The organism is Blautia sp. TF10-30 (genome assembly GCF_003481245.1).
Classification (GTDB): Bacteria; Bacillota; Clostridia; order Lachnospirales; family Lachnospiraceae; genus Fusicatenibacter; species Fusicatenibacter saccharivorans.
Genome location: NZ_QUKM01000001.1, coordinates 444,859 through 462,598, shown reverse-complemented (window position 1 = coordinate 462,598; position 17,740 = coordinate 444,859). Strand labels below are relative to the sequence as shown.

Below are 17,740 nucleotides of genomic sequence, written 5' to 3'. Positions count from 1 at the left end.
GAAACGAGGAAAAAGAATATGCCGGTTAAAGTTCAGGCAGATTTACCTGTAAAAGAAATACTCGAAAGCGAAAATATATTCGTCATGGACGAGACAAGAGCGGTTCATCAGGACATCCGTCCGCTGAAGATTATGATCCTGAATCTGATGCCGCTCAAAGAAGATACCGAGCTGCAGCTTCTGCGCTCCCTTTCCAACACCTCCCTGCAGGTTGATGTCACCTTTCTGATGGTGGCAAGCCACGAGGCGAAAAATACATCGACCAGCCATCTGAACACGTTCTATGTGAAATTTGAGGATGTGCGGAAAAATTATTACGACGGTATGATCATCACCGGTGCACCGGTCGAGCAGATGGAATTTGAAGAAGTTGACTACTGGGATGAACTGACAAAGATCATGGACTGGACGAACACACATGTTACCTCCACGATGTTCCTCTGCTGGGGAGCCCAGGCGAGTCTGTATCATTTCTACGGACTGAAGAAACGGATGCTTCCGGAGAAGAAATTCGGGCTGTTCTGGCACAAAGTCAACAACCGCAAGATCCCGCTTGTGCGAGGCTTCGATGACGAGTTTTTGGCACCGCATTCCCGCCACACAGAAGTACCGATCGACGATATCCGTGCCTGCAAAGATGTCACGATTCTCGCAGAGTCCGACGAAGCCGGATTCTATCTTGGCATGGCGGAAGAGGGAAGAAAGATTTTTGTGATGGGTCATCCGGAGTACGACCGTATGACGCTCGACGGCGAGTACCACCGCGATAAAGACAAAGGACTCCCGATTGAGATTCCGAAGAACTATTATAAAAACGACGATCCAAATACAAAACCAGTGCTTTTATGGCGGTCACATGCGAACAATCTGTACACGAACTGGCTGAACTACTATGTATACCAGGTGACCCCGTATAATCTTGACGGAACTCCGGATTTTTCGGGAAAATAAGAGAGAAAAAGCCCCCCGCACCGGGCGCACACCGGCTGCGGGGGGTTGCTGTAAAAATCTGCTATAAAAAACGGAAAGCTTTCCGGGCTTACCGTTTGAAATCAAATAATGTTTTCAGCGGAATTTCGAGTGCTTCCGCAATATCCATCAGCTTGTTTAGAGACAGAGAGGTATGACTGTTTGGCGCTTCGATGTTGCTCATATGTGTACGGCTGATCTGGACAGCTTCGGCAAGCTCACTTTGCGTTAATCCGCGTGCTCTGCGATAAAAAGCGATGGTAAGACCGAGGAGGCGCATCTCCTCCGTATGACGTTCTCCCATTGCTATGGCTCCTTTCTGAACAGAGTGATACAAAGACTTATATAATATTTATCTTAAACGATTAAATACCAAAAAGAAACAACTTTAAATTTTTATAATGCACATGTAAATTGTGCAAAATATAGAAATTATCCATCAGAATAATAGGAAAACAGGAAAAAGAGTTCTTTTGACAAATGAGAGGTTTTTGTGTATGCTGTAGAAAGCACCAACAAATAAAATCGGAGGTTTTTGCATATGAAAGAGTCGATCCATACCATTCCGCTGATGGATGCATTCAAGGCGGAAGATGAGTGCCCGTTCTGCTATCTGGAGCGGGAAGCAGAGCAGCATGCGATTTCGTTTGCGCTCGGTTCCGGCGCATCCTATATGGAGGATGATGTGCGTGCGGAAACAGACGCGATGGGATTCTGCCGCCACCACTATAAAATGATGTACGATTACGGAAACCGTCTCGGAAGCGGTCTGATTTTATCCACCCATCTGAAAAAACTGAACCAGGAGTTTGCCGCACAGATGGATCTGTTTGCACCGGGAAAATCCTCGGTGTTCAAGCGGATGCAGAAGACATCCCTCGACAAACAGGGCCGTGAGACTGCGATCGGCCAGTGGATTGATGAGAAGACGCATTCGTGCTACGTCTGCGATCACTTCAAGGCAAACTATAACCGCTATCTTGATACGTTCTTTGATCTCTACAAAAAAGACGAGGAGTTTGCAAGACTGTTCCGCGAGGGAAAAGGCTTCTGTCTGCCGCATTTTGCGGATCTGGTAGAAACGGCGGAGAAAAAGCTGAATGATAAACAGAAAGCGGAATTTTACCCGGTTCTGTTCAAAATCATGAAAGAAAATTACCAGCGGCTGCAGGAAGAGGTAACATGGTTTACTGACAAATTCGATTACCGCAACAAGGATAAGGACTGGGGAAATTCAAAAGATTCCATCCAGCGCTGTATGCAAAAATTAGGCGGCGGCTATCCGGCGGACGAGCCGTTTACGGAAGGATTATAATTCTTGTTTATAAAAGGAGCATAAAGTTTCGATGCAGAAGTTTTATCAGAGATTAAAAGAGAATCAAAAGGAGCGCGCCCGGTGCGCGTTTCTTGTTTTGTATTTCGGCGTGCTGGCGGTACTGCTGTTTCTGGCGCGCCCGCTGCTGGATACGACGGCGGCAGACCGGGAGTGGAGTATTCACTTTCTGTTCCCGTGCCTGCTGGCGTGTATCATACTGACGACAGTCGTCAGTTTCTGCTGGTTTGCTGCAAAGCCGGACCAGAAACCAAAACCGCGCTATGTGGGATGGAAACAGCCGATTCTGATGCTGGCAAACGCAGCCTATCTGTTTGCCACACTGGAATTTGTCACAAACAGCCAGTTCCGGGAGATGAAATGGTATTATGCGTTGTTGAATATCGGTGTCATTTTCGTACTTTCCATTCTCGTTTCCCTCTTTCTGAACTCCATCCGCCGCGCGATGATTTTCATGAACATCTTTTATTTCTGCATGAGTCTGGTATTCTACTATGTTTATCTGTTCCGCGGAGAAGCGTTCCAGCTCATCGACCTGTACAGCATTGCGACGGCGGCGGACGTAGTCGGCGGCTACAAATTCGAGATCACAGGTGAAATCGTGACTTCGTTTATCACGATGATGCTCGTTGTGCGCCTCTGGCTGCAGAGCCGGGAATACCGTTTTGCACGGAAAACGAGGAATAAAATTCTGCTCCGCGTGGCTGCTGCTGCGCTGACGCTCGGAACATACCTGGCGTACATGAATCTGAACTGGAACGCCGAGTTCGGTGTCATCAGTGACCTCTGGAATCCGGCGAAGACATACCGCCAGTACGGAACGACAGTCGGTTTTACCGCGGTCGCCAAATACATGCGCCTGACACCGCCGGACGGCTATTCGAAAGACGAAGTGACAGCGATTGCCGATACGAGCGAGAAAGAGACGAAAACAGAAGATCTTCGAAGAGATAATGCGGATAGCGTGACACCCGTCAACATCATCGCGATCATGAACGAGTCGTGGTTTGACTACCGTTCCGTCGGCGATCCGCAGACGAGCGAGAGCTACATGCCGTTCCTCGACTCGCTGACCGAAAATATCATCAAAGGGCACACGCTGACGTGTACCAAGGGCGGCGGAACAGCAAAGACGGAGTATGAGTTCCTGACCGGAAACTCCTGCAAGCGGTTCCCGGGCATGGTGCCGTACGTCAGCTACTTTACGCACAGCCAGTATTCCCTTGTCACGACGTTAAAAGACCAGGGTTATCAGGCAATTGCGATGCATCCGAACAAGGCGACAAACTGGAAGCGGAGCACGGCATACCGTTTCCTTGATTTTGATGATTTCATCTCGATTGATCAGTTCTCCGATACGGCCAAGCGGTACCGCGGCATGATCAGCGATCAGGCGAACTATGAGAAGATCGTGGAAACCTACGAGAACAAGGAGCCGGGCAGCCCGTTCTTCCTCTTTGATGTGACGATGCAGAACCACAGCGGCTACACGAACCGTTATTTCCAGGCGGATATCAACTGCAACGGCTACGACAGTGATGAGGCCGATCAGTATTTCTCCCTGTTAAAGCTTTCCGATGAGGCAATTTCCTATCTGATCCGGTATTTCCAGCAGGTGGACGAGCCGACGATGATCATTATGTTCGGAGATCATTCCCCGAAACTGCCGGATGCGTTTGAAACATGGATTGCCGGAGACGCCTATCAGAATCTTTCGGTCGAGGATCAGGAGAAGTTCTATGGAACCCCGTTCTTCATCTGGACCAACTACAGCATGAAATCCGAGAGCAATGTCTGGATCAGCACAAACTATCTCTCAAGCTATGCGTTAAGCCTTACCGGCCTGGAACTGACGCCGTACAACGAGTATCTGCTTGACCTGCGCGAGAAGATGCCGGCGCTCAATCACCTCGGCTTTTTAGCAAGTGACGGAACCTGGTACCGCTGGAACGACAGCGATGCGCCGGAGGAGGATCTCGAGTACGAACGGCAGTATGAATGCCTGCAGTACAATGAACTGATCGACAAAAAAGACCGGGATGACAGCTTTTTTACAATTTCCGGTGAAAAAGACGAAGAATAAGGGCTTTCCCTACTTGCCAGAAAACGGAAATCTATGGTAGACTATACTCCGTATGACCGGGAAACCCCGGCGGTAACTTCACGTTTACAATTAAGAATAAGAAAATGAGGTTTTAAAAAGTATGATTGCAGCAAATAATGTGACACTTCGTGTCGGAAAAAAAGCGTTGTTTGAAGATGTCAATATCAAATTCACCGAGGGAAACTGCTACGGCATGATCGGTGCCAACGGAGCGGGAAAATCAACCTTTCTGAAAATCCTGTCCGGCCAGCTTGAACCGACAAACGGAGACGTAACCATCACACCGGGCCAGCGTCTTTCCTTCCTCGAGCAGGACCACTTCAAATACGACAGCTATCCGGTACTCGACACCGTTATCATGGGAAATGCCCGTCTCTATGAGATCATGAAAGAGAAAGAGGCGCTGTACGCAAAAGAAGACTTCACCGATGAGGACGGTATCAAAGCGAGCGAGCTCGAGGGTGAGTTTGCAGAGATGAACGGCTGGGAGGCAGAGACCGATGCAGAGCAGCTCTTAAACGGCCTTGGCATTGAGCCGGAACTGCACTACGCACAGATGGCAGACCTGACCGGCAGCCAGAAGGTCAAAGTTCTTCTTGCAAGAGCCCTGTTCGGAAACCCGGATATCCTTCTTCTCGACGAGCCGACCAACCACTTGGACCTCGATGCGATCGAGTGGCTTGAGGAGTTCCTGATCAACTTCGAGAATACCGTTATCGTTGTATCCCACGACCGTTATTTCCTGAATAAAGTCTGCACCCAGATCGCAGATATAGATTACGGAAAAATCCAGCTCTATGCCGGAAACTACGACTTCTGGTTTGAGTCCAGCCAGCTGCTGGTAAAACAGATGAAAGAGGCGAACAAGAAGAAAGAGGAGAAGATCAAAGAGTTACAGGACTTCATCTCTAGATTCAGTGCCAACGCATCGAAGAGTAAACAGGCTACTTCCCGTAAGAAAGCCCTAGAGAAAATCCAGCTCGACGATATCAAACCGTCCAGCCGGAAATATCCTTACATCGATTTCCGTCCGAACCGTGAGATCGGAAACGACGTTCTGCAGGTAGAGGGACTGACCAAAACCGTAGACGGCGTGAAAATCCTGGATAACTTAAGCTTCACCCTCGGAAGAGAAGATAAAGTTGCTTTCGTCGGAAGCAACGAGCAGGCGATCACCATGCTGTTCAAGATTCTGACCGGAGAAGAAGAGCCGGATTCCGGTTACTACAAATGGGGCGTAACCACTACACAGGCTTACTTCCCGAAGGACAACACCGCAGAATTCGACTGCGACCTGACGATCGCAGACTGGCTGACCCAGTATTCCGAGATCAAGGACGTAACGTATGTCCGCGGATTCCTCGGAAGAATGCTTTTTGCCGGTGAGGACGGCGTGAAACGTGTCAGAGTCCTTTCCGGAGGAGAGAAAGTGCGCTGCCTGCTCTCCAAGATGATGATTTCCGGTGCAAACGTTCTCGTTCTTGACGAGCCGACCAACCATCTGGATATGGAGTCCATCACTGCACTGAACAACGGTCTGATCAAATTCCCGGGCGTGCTGCTGTTCACCTGCCACGACCATCAGTTTGTACAGACTACAGCAAACCGTATCATGGAGATCCTTCCGAACGGCGCGCTGATCGATAAGATGACCACCTACGACGAGTATCTTGCAAGCGATGAGATGGCAAGAAAACGTCATGTCTATACAATGACAGAGGAAGATAATTAAAGATGAGCAAAAAGACGACAGTTTCCGGCATTCTGCTGGTGTTGCTTGTGCTGGCCACAACGCCGCTTCTTGGAACGGACAACGTTTCGTTCCTGAAGTGGTGGCTTATGACCCTGGTGCTCGGTATTGGATTTTATCCGGCTGCCGCAGCGCTGTTTCCGCGGTTTCATGACCGGGGATGGATGTTTTCTAAAGTGCTTGGCATCGTTGTTTCCGGTTTTGCTGTATTTGCTCTTGGAAGCTTCGGACTGGTTCCGTTTACCGCACCGGTCTGCCTGATCACAGTCGGTGTACTGATCCTGGCTTCTTGGATTTTCGGATGCTTTAAGGTACGCGTCCATGCGCCGGAAATCGACTTCCTGATGATGGAAGAAGTGTTGTTTTTCGCCTTTTTCCTTCTCTGGACCTACCTTGCGGGCTTTCACCCGGAGGCACACGGAACCGAAAAATTCATGGATTATGGTTTTATGAAGGCCATGATGCGCAGTACCGCCGTTCCGGCAGAGGATCTCTGGTACAGCGGAAGCAGTATTAACTACTATTACGGCGGCCAGTTCTATGCCGTATTTCTGACGAAGATTACCTTCACGGATGTAAAGCAGACATACCATCTGATGCGTACGATGGTGGCATCGTTCGCGTTTGTTCTGCCGTTTTCGATCACCTACCATCTGGCAGAGTCGCGTGCGTGCCACCGCATCCGGAAAGAGGGCGGCAATAAAAGCCAGATTGCACCGGTGCTTGGCGGTCTTCTTTCGGGAGGCGCCGTTTCCCTTGCCGGAAATATGCACTATGTGATTTACGGCTGCATCCGACAGTGGCTGGGACTGAACGAATCGGCTTACTGGTTCCCGAGTTCGACCCGCTATATCGGGTATGACCCGCTTGTGGAAAATGACCGCACGATTCATGAGTTTCCATCGTATTCCTTTGTGCTCGGCGACCTGCATGCCCATGTGGTGAATGTCATGTTCGTCCTGCTGGTGCTGGGCCTTTTATATTCCTACGTGAAAAATACCTGCCGTGATCCGGAAAAAGAGTGGAAATGGTCGTTAAAAGACGTTCTGTTTCAGCCGCAGATCATCGCGGCGGGCTTTCTGATCGGTGTGTTCCACTGGTCCAACTACTGGGATTTTGTTATCTATTTCGTCGTGATTGCAGGCTTCTCTCTGTACGGTGCGCTGTACCGGTATCATGCGCGGGCGAAAGAGACGATCGGAACGGTTCTCCTGCAGGCTGCAGAAGTTTTTGCAATTGGAACGATTGTCGCCCTTCCGTTTACAATGAAGTTTGAGACGATGGTTTCCGGTGTCGGCATTGCCAAGCACCATTCGATGCTGTATCAGCTGGCGATTCTCTGGGGCCTTCCGACGGTGCTCGTTGTGCTGTTTATCGCAGCCGTTCTGCTAGCATGGCGGAAAAACTGTCATCTTCCGGGCATGGAGCGGCAGGGACAGATTGTACTTGCCGATGGAAAGACGCAGGAAGAGGTGGAAGAGCAGGCCGTTGCCCTGATTCTGGGAGAGAAAAAACCGGAGCCGGGCGAAAAAGAAACGGCGGAAAAGCCCAAAAAAGTTTCTGCCTTCTGTAATTTCTGGAGAGAGATTGCGGTGAGCGATATGGTGATCGGTATTTTAGGCCTCTGTGCCATCGGCCTTATCATCATTCCGGAACTCGTCTATGTGCGCGATATCTACGAAGAATCGTATGCGCGCTCCAACACGATGTTCAAGCTGACGTATCAGGCATTTATCCTGTTCGGCATCTGCATGAGCTACATCATCACGCGGTTCCTGCTCTGGAAAAAAGAGCGGATTCTGCAGGTGTTCGGCGGAATCGGGCTGGTACTGCTTTTATGGACCTTCGGCTATTTTGGAACGAGCGTGTACTCCTGGTTCGGAAATATTTTCGATCTGTCCGAGTACCGCGGACTCGATGCGACAGCGTATCTGGAAAATGTCTTTTCCGAGGACGCAGGTGCCATCCGCTGGCTGGATGAAACAATAGAAGGACAGCCGGTTGTGCTTGAGGCGAACGGCGACAGCTACAGCGATTACGAGCGCGTTTCCGCAATGACCGGTCTTCCGACCGTGCTTGGATGGTATGTCCATGAATGGCTCTGGAGAGGGGATCCCGCAGACTTAAATGTCCGCGCCGAGGATGTGAAACAGATGTACACCTCGACCGATACGAATGAAGTGCTGCGCCTGCTGGAGCAGTATCATGTGACCTACATTTTTGTGGGAAGCAAAGAAAAGGAGAAATATGGCGATGCGCTGAACGAATCGCTGCTGCAGTCCATCGGAGATATCGTTTACCAGGATACTGCGTCCGGTACGTATATTCTTCAGGTACAGGATACATAAAGAACAAAAACAGGAGAAAAGAACCGCCGGGTGCGGCATCTTTTCTCCTGTTTTTCATATAATACAGAGAATGCAGAAGAAAGTGCGAAGGGCAGACCATGCGGAGATTCCGAAAAGTGCGGCACGTTCCTCTGCCGCTTCTGGCTGTGATGATGGCGGCTATTCTGTTTGCAGAGCTGGCACGGTGTGAAAGAGAAGGCGCGAAAGAGACAGCGGCGGAAGTAGAAAAAAGTGTGCCCCGCCGTGCGGCGCTGACATTTGATGACGGGCCGAATGCGTGCTATACGCCGGAGGTGCTTGAAATTTTAAAAGAAAATGAAATTCCGGCAACGTTTTTTCTGCAGGGGCAGTGTCTTGCCGGAAACGAAGAAATCGTCCGCCGGATGCATGCGGAAGGCCATCTGATCGGAAATCATACGTTTCATCATGTTCAGCTTACGAAAGTATCAGAAGAGGAAGCGAGGGAGGAGGTCGTGAAAACAAGCAATGCAATCTACGAGATCACAGGGGAATATCCCGTCTATATCCGTCCGCCGTTCGGGGAATGGAGAGAGGGGCTGGACCTTGCAGTGACGATGATCCCGGTACTCTGGGATGTGGATTCCCGCGACTGGGAGAGCCAGAACACTGCGTCGATCTGCAGCGCGGTGCTTCCGAATGTGAAGGATGGCAGCATTATTCTCATGCATGACGGCTACCGCGCGACGGTGGAAGCGCTGCGGCGGATCGTAAAAGAATTAAAAGAAGAGGGATACACGTTTGTGACGGTGCGTGAGCTGATTGAAGAATAGCTTCCGCGGATTCCATCGAACATAGTTGCGGAGAATCCGAGATTAAGGGGTTGAGGATACCCGCCAAAATGTGATAAGATAAATGGCAGGAAGAAAAATGGGGTGAAAAATACATGGATTTGTTTGATTATATGAAAGAAACCACAATGGAAAAAGAGTCCCCTCTCGCATCGCGCATGCGCCCGACAACGCTGGACGAGGTGGTTGGACAGGAGCACATCATCGGCCCTGGAAAGCTGTTGTACCGTGCGATCAAGGCGGATAAACTCGGCTCCGTCATTTTCTACGGCCCTCCGGGAACGGGAAAAACGACGCTTGCCCGCGTCATCGCCAACACGACAAGCGCAGAGTTTACCCAGCTGAATGCCACGACAGCCGGCAAAAAGGATATGGAAGAAGTCGTAAAAGAAGCGCAGCAGCGGATCGGCATGTACGGCAAAAAGACGATTCTTTTTGTCGACGAGATCCACCGCTTCAACAAGGGGCAACAGGATTATCTGCTTCCGTTTGTGGAGGACGGCACACTCGTTCTGATTGGCGCGACGACGGAAAACCCGTATTTCGAGGTCAACGGGGCGCTGATTTCGCGTTCCATTATCTTTGAATTAAAGCCGCTCGAAAAAGAGGACATCGAAAAACTGCTGGAGCGCGCGGTGACGGACCCGGTAAAGGGGCTCGGGACGTACAACGTTGTGCTCAATGCGGATGCAAAAGAGTTCCTTGCCGACATCGCAGGCGGTGACGCGAGAGCGGCCTTAAATGCAATCGAGCTGGGCGTCCTCTCAACGGAACGTCAGGCGGACGGAAAAATCCATATCGATCTCGAAACGGCATCGGAGTGCATCCAGAAGCGCGTCGTGCGGTACGACAAGACGGGCGATCAGCATTACGATACGATCTCTGCATTTATCAAGAGCATGCGCGGTTCTGACCCGGATGCGGCGGTCTTTTATCTGGCCAAAATGCTGTATGCCGGGGAGGATATCAAGTTTATCGCCCGCCGCATCATGATCTGCGCGGCGGAGGATGTCGGCCTTGCCGATCCGAATGCCTTAAATGTAGCAGTTTCCGCGTCCCTTGCCGTGGAACGCGTCGGCATGCCGGAGGCGCAGATTATTCTGGCGGAGGCAGCCACGTATGTTGCCTGTGCACCAAAGAGTAATTCTTCGTGCGAGGCAGTCTTTGCGGCGATGAAGACGGTCGGAAGTGTGCGGACGTCGGTTCCGCCGCATCTGCAGGACTCCCATTACAAAGGTTCTGCAAAACTCGGCCACGGTCAAGGCTATCAGTATGCACATGATTACCCGAATCACTACGTCGAGCAGCAGTATCTGCCGGACGAGATCTTAGGAAGCCGTTTCCTTCATCTTGGAACGAACGGCTATGAGCAGAAGATCCGGGAAAACTTCAAAAAAATTGGAAAAGACATCGAATAAAAGGGGAAGAAATCATGACAGACTGGCTTGGAAAGCCGTATTATTCGCTGGACGCCTATCTGAAAAAGACGTTCGGGGAAAAAGTGTACAAGCTCTCGCTCGACGGCGGGATGACGTGTCCGAACCGGGACGGCACCTGCGGTGACCGGGGCTGCATTTTCTGCAGTGCGGGCGGCTCCGGTGATTTTGCCGGGGACAGAAACAAATCCATCCCGGAACAGATCCGGGAGCAGAAATCCCTCCTGCAGCAAAAGCGGCCGGTGCATAAGTTCATCGCCTATTTCCAGGCGTATACGAACACGTACGCGCCGGTGGAATATCTGGAAAAAATTTTCCGGGAGGCAATTTCGGACGAGGAGGTCGTGGCCCTTTCGATCGGAACGAGACCGGACTGCTTAGGGGAAGAGGTTCTTTCTCTGTTAGAAGAGCTGAACCGGATCAAACCGGTCTGGGTGGAGCTGGGACTGCAGACGATGCATGAAAAAACGGCACAGTATATCCGAAGGGGCTATCCGCTTTCCTGTTTTGAACAGGCAGTAAACGAGCTGCACAGGCGGGGGATTCCCGTGATTGTCCACACGATCCTCGGTCTGCCGGGGGAGGGACAGGAAGAAGTCTTTGCAACAATGGATTATCTGAATGGACTTTCCATTTTCGGCATCAAGCTTCAGCTGCTTCATGTGCTGAAAAACACGGATCTTGCGGCGGACTACGCGGCCGGAAAATTTGAGGTGCTGGAGCAGGATGCGTATCTTACCCTTGTCATCGACTGCCTGCGGCGTCTCCGTCCCGATCTTGTGATCCACCGTGTGACGGGAGACGGCCCCGGGGATCTTTTGATTGCACCAACATGGAGCCAGGCAAAACGCACCGTCTTAAATGAGCTGCATCATCGCATGAAAGAAGAACATGCGTATCAGGGACAGCTTCTGGACGAAGAAAAAGGAGGAAACACACCGTGATTGAATCATCCTTTACGTTATACAAACTGATTATTCTCTACATGCTGCAGAATGTGAATTTTCCGCTGTCAAATACACAGATTTCGGATTTTATCCTGGAAAAAGAGTACACGAACTACTTTCATCTCCAGGAGGCGTTAAGCGAGCTGCAGGATACAAAGCTGATCGAGATCGAGAAGGTGCGCAACACCTCGTACTACCACATGACTGAGGAGGGCAGCAAGACGCTTTCCTTCTTCGAAAACGAGATCTCTCCGGAAATCCGGGAGGAAATCGACCGCTATATGAAGGAGCACTCCTATGAACTGCGGAAAAAAGCGTCCGTTGTGGCCGATTACTACAAGACCGCGGGAGATGACTACGAGGTCCGCTGTCAGGCGAGAGAGCGGAAGACAACTATTTTTGAGATTGTCGTGACGGTTCCGTCCGAGGAGGCGGCCAAAAAGATCTGCAGCAACTGGGAAAACCGGAGTCAGAAGATTTATGCTTCGATTATGAATGAACTGTCAAGATAACGATTGACAGGAATGGTGGCATATAATAGAATAAATTAGTATGTCTAAAAAGCATAAACATGGAAAACATAGTAAATAAGATTTTATATTCCAAAGGAGATAAAACTGTGCCTGATTATACAAAAGAAATTGAAAGACGGCGTACCTTTGCCATCATTTCCCACCCGGATGCCGGTAAAACCACACTGACTGAGAAATTCCTGCTGTACGGAGGAGCGATCAATCTCGCCGGTTCCGTAAAAGGAAAAGCGACTGCGCGCCATGCCGTATCCGACTGGATGGAGATCGAGAAAGAGCGTGGTATTTCCGTTACCTCTTCCGTTCTGCAGTTCAATTACGACGGCTACTGCATCAACATTCTGGATACCCCGGGACACCAGGACTTCTCGGAGGATACGTACCGTACCCTGATGGCAGCCGATTCCGCCGTCATGGTTATCGATGCATCGAAGGGTGTCGAGGCACAGACCAGAAAGCTGTTTAAAGTCTGTGTCATGCGCCACATCCCGATCTTTACCTTCATCAACAAGATGGACCGCGATGCGAACGATACCTTCGAGCTGCTCGACGAGATCGAAAAAGAGCTCGGCATTGCAACCTGCCCGATCAACTGGCCGATCGGTTCCGGAAAGAAATTCCGCGGTGTTTACGACCGTGACAAAAAGAAAGTCCTTACCTTCTCCGATACAATGAAGGGAACGAAGGAAGGTATCGAGGAAGAAATTGATATCGACGATCCGCATCTTCTCGATGTGGTCGATGAGGACCAGAAAGAACAGCTTATGGATGAGATCGAGCTGCTCGACGGCGCAAGTGCAGAGTTTGACCAGGAGCTTGTCAGCAAGGGAGAGCTCTCCCCGGTATTCTTCGGATCTGCGCTCACCAACTTTGGTGTGGAGACTTTTCTGCAGCACTTCCTCACGATGACGATGCCGCCGCTTCCGCGTACGGCAGACTGCGGCGTGATCGATCCGGTCAAAGAGGATTTCTCTGCGTTTGTCTTTAAAATCCAGGCAAACATGAACAAAGCACACCGTGACCGTATCGCATTCATGCGCATCTGCTCCGGCAAATTCGACGCCGGAATGGAAGTCTTCCATGTGCAGGGAGGAAAGAAAATGCGTCTTTCCCAGCCGCAGCAGATGATGGCGAGTGACCGTCATATTGTTGATGAAGCATACGCCGGCGATATCATCGGTGTATTTGACCCGGGTATCTTCTCCATCGGAGATACGATCTGTATGCCGGGCAGAAAATTCGCATACGAGGGAATTCCGACCTTCGCGCCGGAGCATTTTGCAAGAGTGCGCCAGCTCGATACGATGAAGAGAAAACAGTTCGTCAAGGGAATTTCCCAGATTGCACAGGAAGGTGCGATCCAGATTTTCCAGGAGTACAAAGGCGGCATGGAGGAGATCATCGTCGGCGTTGTCGGCGTCCTGCAGTTTGACGTTTTAAAATACCGTCTGGAGAATGAGTACAACGTGGATATCCGTCTGGAGAACCTGCCGTATGAGCACATCCGCTGGATCGCAAACAAAGAGGAGATCAACCTGGACCGTATTCAGGGTACATCCGATATGAAGAAGGTCATGGACCTCAAGGGAAATCCGCTGCTTCTCTTTGTCAATCCGTGGAGTGTCGGCATGGTACAGGATCGAAACAAAGACCTTGTGCTGACCGAATTCAGCAAAAACTAAGAACAAAAGAGCGGGATGCCGCTTAAAAAGGAGAAGGAATGAACTTATTCGATATTCTGGGCCCTGTGATGGTCGGTCCGTCGAGTTCGCACACAGCGGGGGCAGTGCGGATTGGATGGATGACGCAGAAACTTCTCGGGGAACAGCCGGTGGAAGCAAAAATACTGATGTACGGTTCCTTTGCCGCAACGGGAAAGGGCCATGGAACGGACCGCGGTCTCGTCGCGGGTCTTCTCGGCATGCGGCCGGATGACGAGCGGATTCCGGACAGCTTTGAAATTGCCCGGAAGATGAGTCTTTCCTATTCATTCGGCATCGCCAATCTGACGAGTGCCCATCCGAACAGCGTCGTTCTGGAAGTAAAGGGAAAGAGCGGCCGGACGCTCGAGGTGCAGGCGTGCTCCCTTGGCGGCGGCCGTATCATGATCAACCGCCTCGACGGGCTGGATGTCAACTGCAGCTGCGAGATTCCGACCCTGATCGTCCACAATCTGGACCAGCCGGGCCACGTAGCCGAGGTTACGTCGATGCTGGCACATAAGTCAGTCAACATTGCGAATATGTCCCTCTACCGCGACAAGAGAGGCGGATCGGCCGTCATGGTCGTGGAGATGGATCAGCCGCTTCCCAAAGAGTCGCTGGAATGGCTGGAGCATCTTGAGGGCATTGTAAAGGTAACATACATCAACGTAACGGAAGGAGAAGAGGACGATGTCTTATAATTCACTGGAAGAAATTGTCCGAGAGTGCCAGGAAAAAGACCTGCCGTTTGATGAAGTCATCCTTCTGGACGATATGAATGAGAGAAATGTAAGCCGCGAAGAGTCCATTGAGACGATGCGCGGCATGTGGGAAGCCATGAAAGGCGCTGAACGGAATTATGACGGTTCGCTGCAGTCGAGAAGCGGTCTTGTGGGCGGCGCCGGAAAGACGATGCGCGCGTATGTCGAGAGCGGGAACACGCTCTGCGGACCGTTTGTCGGAAAAGTTATGGCATCTGCACTTGCGATGGGTGAGTCAAACGCCTGCATGAAGCGGATCGTTGCAGCACCGACCGCAGGAGCGTGCGGTGTGCTTCCGGCTGTGCTCGTGAATTACCAGAAAGAGAAGGGGACAGCGGATGAGCAGATCGTGCGTGCGCTCTACACGGCAGCCGGTATCGGCCAGGTCGTTGCGGCGCGGGCCTACATTGCGGGCGCTTCCGGCGGCTGCCAGGCCGAAATCGGAACAGCAAGCGCGATGGCGGCAGGCGCACTGACCGCACTTGGCGGCGGCACTCCGTCCCAGATCACGCATGCGGCAGCGATGGCATTAAAGAACCTGCTCGGTCTCGTGTGTGACCCGGTCGGCGGTCTTGTCGAGGTCCCGTGCGTCAAACGGAATGTGATCGGTTCCGTGAATGCACTTTCTGCGGCGGACATGGCACTTGCGGGAATCATAAGCCGCATTCCGCCGGATCAGGTGATCGATGCGATGCGGGAAGTCGGCGACCAGATGCATCCGAGTCTGCGCGAAACCGGCCAGGGCGGCCTTGCCAACACGCCGGCAGCACGCGAGTGGTGCGCGGCACAGGAAGAAGAATAAAAAAAACTTTTATTTTCGGAAAACTTTTGGTATAATAAAGGAAAGTCAGCCAAGGAGGAGGTTCTTTAAGATGGCAGAGGCAAAAATTCAGAAAAGAAACACTTATACGATATATGATGACGAAGGAATCGGAACCGTGCAGATTGCAGACGAGGTGGTAGCTATTATCGCAGGACTTGCGGCAACGGAAGTGGACGGGGTAGCCTCCATGGCCGGAAATATTACCAACGAATTAGTCAGCAAGCTTGGCATGAAAAATCTTTCCAAGGGTGTCAAAGTTGATGTACTCGACGGCGTTGTCTGCGTGGATCTTGCCCTCAATCTCAAATATGGATACGAGATTCCGGCAACCTGCAAAAACGTACAGGAAAAAGTAAAAACAGCGATCGAGAATATGACAGGCCTGGAAGTTTCCGATGTCAATGTAGCCATTGCAGGCGTGAATATGGAACAGACGAAATAAAAAACAACGAACCGCGAGGGAATAAGGCGACCCCTTACAACCCCGCGGTTCTTGTTAACTATTCAGAGCCAGATGAAATGGAAGAAAAATAGTTAATTAACTATACAGGAAGGAATTAAAACAGACAATGAACAGAAGCAAACTTCGCGAAAATATTTTTAAACTTCTCTATACCGCAGAGTTCCAGGAGAAAGAGGAGATGCCGCAGCAGATGTCTCTTTACTTTACGTACTCTGACGACAACGACGAGGATGAAGAAGTAACCGTAAGCGAAAAAGATCAGACCTATATGGAAGAGAAATACCATCATGTGACCGAGCACATCCCGGAAATCGACGAGATGCTGAACCGTACTTCCGAGGGCTGGAAAACGACCCGTATGGGAAAAGTAGACCTGGCGATCCTGCGTCTTGCCGTTTACGAGATGAAATTCGACGAGGACGTTCCGGTCGGTGTAGCCATCAACGAGGCCGTTGAGTTGGCAAAACGCTTCGGCAGAGACCAGTCTCCGTCCTTTATCAACGGTATTCTTGGAAAACTGGCAAGAGAAGAAGATGAGAAATAAAAATCAGAATGTTTACACCGTAGGCCAGGTCAATTCATACATCAAAAACATCTTTGACCAGGACTATATGCTCCGCCGGATTTACGTCAGCGGAGAAGTAAGCAACTGTAAATACCATCCGTCCGGCCATATCTATTTTTCCTTAAAAGATGCGGAAGGAACCATTTCCTGTGTCATGTTCGCCGGTTCGCGGCGCGGCCTTGCCTTCCCGATGCGGGACGGCGATAACGTGATTGTCGGCGGCAGCATCAGCGTCTATGAGCGGGACGGAAAGTATCAGATCTATGCAAAAGAGATCACAAAAGAGGGCGCCGGCCTTTTATACGAAAAGTATCTGGCCCTAAAAGCAGAACTGGAAGAGATGGGCATGTTTGCCCCGGAGTACAAGCAGCCGATTCCTGCGTATGTAAAGAAAATCGGCGTTGTCACAGCACCGACGGGAGCTGCTGTGCAGGATATCAAAAACATTGCACTCCGCCGGAATCCCTTTGTCCAGATCATCCTCTACCCGGCCCTGGTGCAGGGAGAGGGAGCGGCGGACAGCATCGTGGAGGGCATACGCCGTCTGGACGTACTGAATCTGGATGTGCTGATCGTGGGCCGCGGAGGCGGTTCGATCGAGGATCTTTGGGCGTTCAATGAGGAAAAAGTAGCGCGTGCCGTTTTTTCCTGCCATACGCCGGTGATCTCCGCCGTCGGCCATGAGACCGACACAACGATCATCGATTTCGTGGCAGATCTGCGCGCCCCGACCCCGTCCGCAGCGGCGGAGCTGGCGGTCGCTGATGTCCGCGCGGTACTCAACACACTGGAAAATTATAAAAGCCGCATGAACCATGCGATGGCAAACCAGACGCAGAGAGCGAGAAGCCGCCTTCTGCAGTACGAGACAAAGTGGAAGTATCTCGGACCGGAAAATAAGATCCGTGACCAGAGAGCACGCCACGCCGAGCTGGAGCGTCGGTATACAGATGCGATGGAAGAAAAGCTCAAAGAAGCGCGCCACCGCCTTGCCCTTTACATTCAGGCGATGAAGGGTCTGTCCCCGCTGGACAAGCTGAACCAGGGCTATTCCTACGTGGAAAAAGAAGGAAAAGCCATCACTTCGGTGCAGGATGTCAAAGAAGGTGATCTGCTTGAAATCTGTGTATCAGACGGAAAGATCACAGCGCGCGCAGAGAAGACATCGGCCGTATCCTGGATGGAACAATCGTGAAAAA

Annotated in this window: 16 protein-coding genes; 15 read left to right on the top strand and 1 reads right to left on the bottom strand. The window is 51.1% G+C overall.

Translation table 11 applies throughout. The features are described 5' to 3' along the window. Window positions 1-18 precede the first annotated feature (18 nt). On the top strand, window positions 19-951 hold the full coding sequence (metA, locus tag DXD02_RS02080) for a homoserine O-acetyltransferase MetA (protein ID WP_055228462.1): 933 nt from the start codon (window positions 19-21) through the stop codon (window positions 949-951). Window positions 952-1,039: 88 nt separating this feature from the next. Here the strand turns inward: metA and DXD02_RS02075 are convergent, their stop codons facing one another. Next, complete coding sequence (locus tag DXD02_RS02075; protein ID WP_022462523.1) at window positions 1,040-1,273, bottom strand: helix-turn-helix domain-containing protein; 234 nt, start codon at window positions 1,271-1,273, stop codon at window positions 1,040-1,042. A 237-nt stretch (window positions 1,274-1,510) separates the two neighbouring features. Between DXD02_RS02075 and DXD02_RS02070 the strand changes: the two genes are divergently transcribed. From DXD02_RS02070 to xseA, 14 genes are all read left to right on the top strand, one after another. Further along, on the top strand, window positions 1,511-2,284 hold the full coding sequence (locus DXD02_RS02070) for a DUF6062 family protein (protein WP_118666313.1): 774 nt from the start codon (window positions 1,511-1,513) through the stop codon (window positions 2,282-2,284). Window positions 2,285-2,315: 31 nt separating this feature from the next. Then, window positions 2,316-4,385, top strand: coding sequence for an LTA synthase family protein (locus DXD02_RS02065; RefSeq protein WP_118666312.1), 2,070 nt, complete (start codon window positions 2,316-2,318; stop codon window positions 4,383-4,385). A gap of 121 nt (window positions 4,386-4,506) precedes the next feature. Beyond that, window positions 4,507-6,138 (top strand): ABC-F family ATP-binding cassette domain-containing protein, encoded by a 1,632-nt coding sequence (locus tag DXD02_RS02060; RefSeq protein WP_022462526.1) that lies wholly within the window; start codon window positions 4,507-4,509, stop codon window positions 6,136-6,138. Between the two features lie 2 nt (window positions 6,139-6,140). Further along, a complete protein-coding gene (locus tag DXD02_RS02055; RefSeq protein ID WP_118666311.1) occupies window positions 6,141-8,504 on the top strand; it encodes a DUF2298 domain-containing protein in 2,364 nt (787 codons plus the stop codon). 116 nt (window positions 8,505-8,620) lie between these two features. Next, window positions 8,621-9,295 (top strand): polysaccharide deacetylase family protein, encoded by a 675-nt coding sequence (locus tag DXD02_RS02050; protein ID WP_158580099.1) that lies wholly within the window; start codon window positions 8,621-8,623, stop codon window positions 9,293-9,295. A gap of 113 nt (window positions 9,296-9,408) precedes the next feature. Continuing rightward, complete coding sequence (locus DXD02_RS02045) at window positions 9,409-10,731, top strand: replication-associated recombination protein A (protein ID WP_118666309.1); 1,323 nt, start codon at window positions 9,409-9,411, stop codon at window positions 10,729-10,731. Between the two features lie 14 nt (window positions 10,732-10,745). Beyond that, window positions 10,746-11,693: a TIGR01212 family radical SAM protein gene (locus tag DXD02_RS02040; protein ID WP_118666308.1), complete on the top strand. Its 948-nt coding sequence runs from the start codon at window positions 10,746-10,748 to the stop codon at window positions 11,691-11,693. Next, window positions 11,690-12,208 (top strand): DUF4364 family protein, encoded by a 519-nt coding sequence (locus DXD02_RS02035; protein WP_022462531.1) that lies wholly within the window; start codon window positions 11,690-11,692, stop codon window positions 12,206-12,208. The genes DXD02_RS02040 and DXD02_RS02035 overlap by 4 nt, the downstream gene beginning before the upstream one ends. A gap of 107 nt (window positions 12,209-12,315) precedes the next feature. Then, entirely contained in the window at window positions 12,316-13,908 is a 1,593-nt protein-coding gene (locus tag DXD02_RS02030) for a peptide chain release factor 3 (RefSeq protein ID WP_117804017.1), read from the top strand. 38 nt (window positions 13,909-13,946) lie between these two features. Then, window positions 13,947-14,630, top strand: a complete 684-nt coding sequence (sdaAB, locus tag DXD02_RS02025; protein WP_117804018.1) for an L-serine ammonia-lyase, iron-sulfur-dependent subunit beta — start codon at window positions 13,947-13,949, stop codon at window positions 14,628-14,630. Further along, on the top strand, window positions 14,620-15,492 hold the full coding sequence (gene sdaAA / locus DXD02_RS02020) for an L-serine ammonia-lyase, iron-sulfur-dependent, subunit alpha (protein WP_055228454.1): 873 nt from the start codon (window positions 14,620-14,622) through the stop codon (window positions 15,490-15,492). Before sdaAB ends, sdaAA begins: the two co-directional genes overlap by 11 nt. 70 nt (window positions 15,493-15,562) lie before the next feature. Next, a complete protein-coding gene (locus DXD02_RS02015) occupies window positions 15,563-15,955 on the top strand; it encodes an Asp23/Gls24 family envelope stress response protein (protein ID WP_022463352.1) in 393 nt (130 codons plus the stop codon). Between the two features lie 127 nt (window positions 15,956-16,082). Next, on the top strand, window positions 16,083-16,520 hold the full coding sequence (gene nusB / locus DXD02_RS02010; protein WP_022463351.1) for a transcription antitermination factor NusB: 438 nt from the start codon (window positions 16,083-16,085) through the stop codon (window positions 16,518-16,520). Continuing rightward, window positions 16,510-17,736 carry an exodeoxyribonuclease VII large subunit gene (xseA, locus tag DXD02_RS02005; protein ID WP_117509110.1) on the top strand — a complete coding sequence of 409 codons (1,227 nt, stop codon included), beginning with the start codon at window positions 16,510-16,512 and terminating at the stop codon, window positions 17,734-17,736. The genes nusB and xseA overlap by 11 nt, the downstream gene beginning before the upstream one ends. The last annotated feature ends 4 nt before the right edge of the window (window positions 17,737-17,740 follow it).

Bases quoted from the DNA above. Each gene is read 5' to 3' on its own strand.
- metA (WP_055228462.1), top strand. From the start codon at position 19: ATGCCGGTTAAAGTTCAGGCAGATTTACCTGTAAAAGAAATACTCGAA.
- DXD02_RS02075 (WP_022462523.1), bottom strand. From the start codon at position 1,273: ATGGGAGAACGTCATACGGAGGAGATGCGCCTCCTCGGTCTTACCATC.
- DXD02_RS02070 (WP_118666313.1), top strand. From the start codon at position 1,511: ATGAAAGAGTCGATCCATACCATTCCGCTGATGGATGCATTCAAGGCG.
- DXD02_RS02065 (WP_118666312.1), top strand. From the start codon at position 2,316: ATGCAGAAGTTTTATCAGAGATTAAAAGAGAATCAAAAGGAGCGCGCC.
- DXD02_RS02060 (WP_022462526.1), top strand. From the start codon at position 4,507: ATGATTGCAGCAAATAATGTGACACTTCGTGTCGGAAAAAAAGCGTTG.
- DXD02_RS02055 (WP_118666311.1), top strand. From the start codon at position 6,141: ATGAGCAAAAAGACGACAGTTTCCGGCATTCTGCTGGTGTTGCTTGTG.
- DXD02_RS02045 (WP_118666309.1), top strand. From the start codon at position 9,409: ATGGATTTGTTTGATTATATGAAAGAAACCACAATGGAAAAAGAGTCC.
- DXD02_RS02040 (WP_118666308.1), top strand. From the start codon at position 10,746: ATGACAGACTGGCTTGGAAAGCCGTATTATTCGCTGGACGCCTATCTG.
- sdaAB (WP_117804018.1), top strand. From the start codon at position 13,947: ATGAACTTATTCGATATTCTGGGCCCTGTGATGGTCGGTCCGTCGAGT.
- sdaAA (WP_055228454.1), top strand. From the start codon at position 14,620: ATGTCTTATAATTCACTGGAAGAAATTGTCCGAGAGTGCCAGGAAAAA.
- DXD02_RS02015 (WP_022463352.1), top strand. From the start codon at position 15,563: ATGGCAGAGGCAAAAATTCAGAAAAGAAACACTTATACGATATATGAT.
- nusB (WP_022463351.1), top strand. From the start codon at position 16,083: ATGAACAGAAGCAAACTTCGCGAAAATATTTTTAAACTTCTCTATACC.
- xseA (WP_117509110.1), top strand. From the start codon at position 16,510: ATGAGAAATAAAAATCAGAATGTTTACACCGTAGGCCAGGTCAATTCA.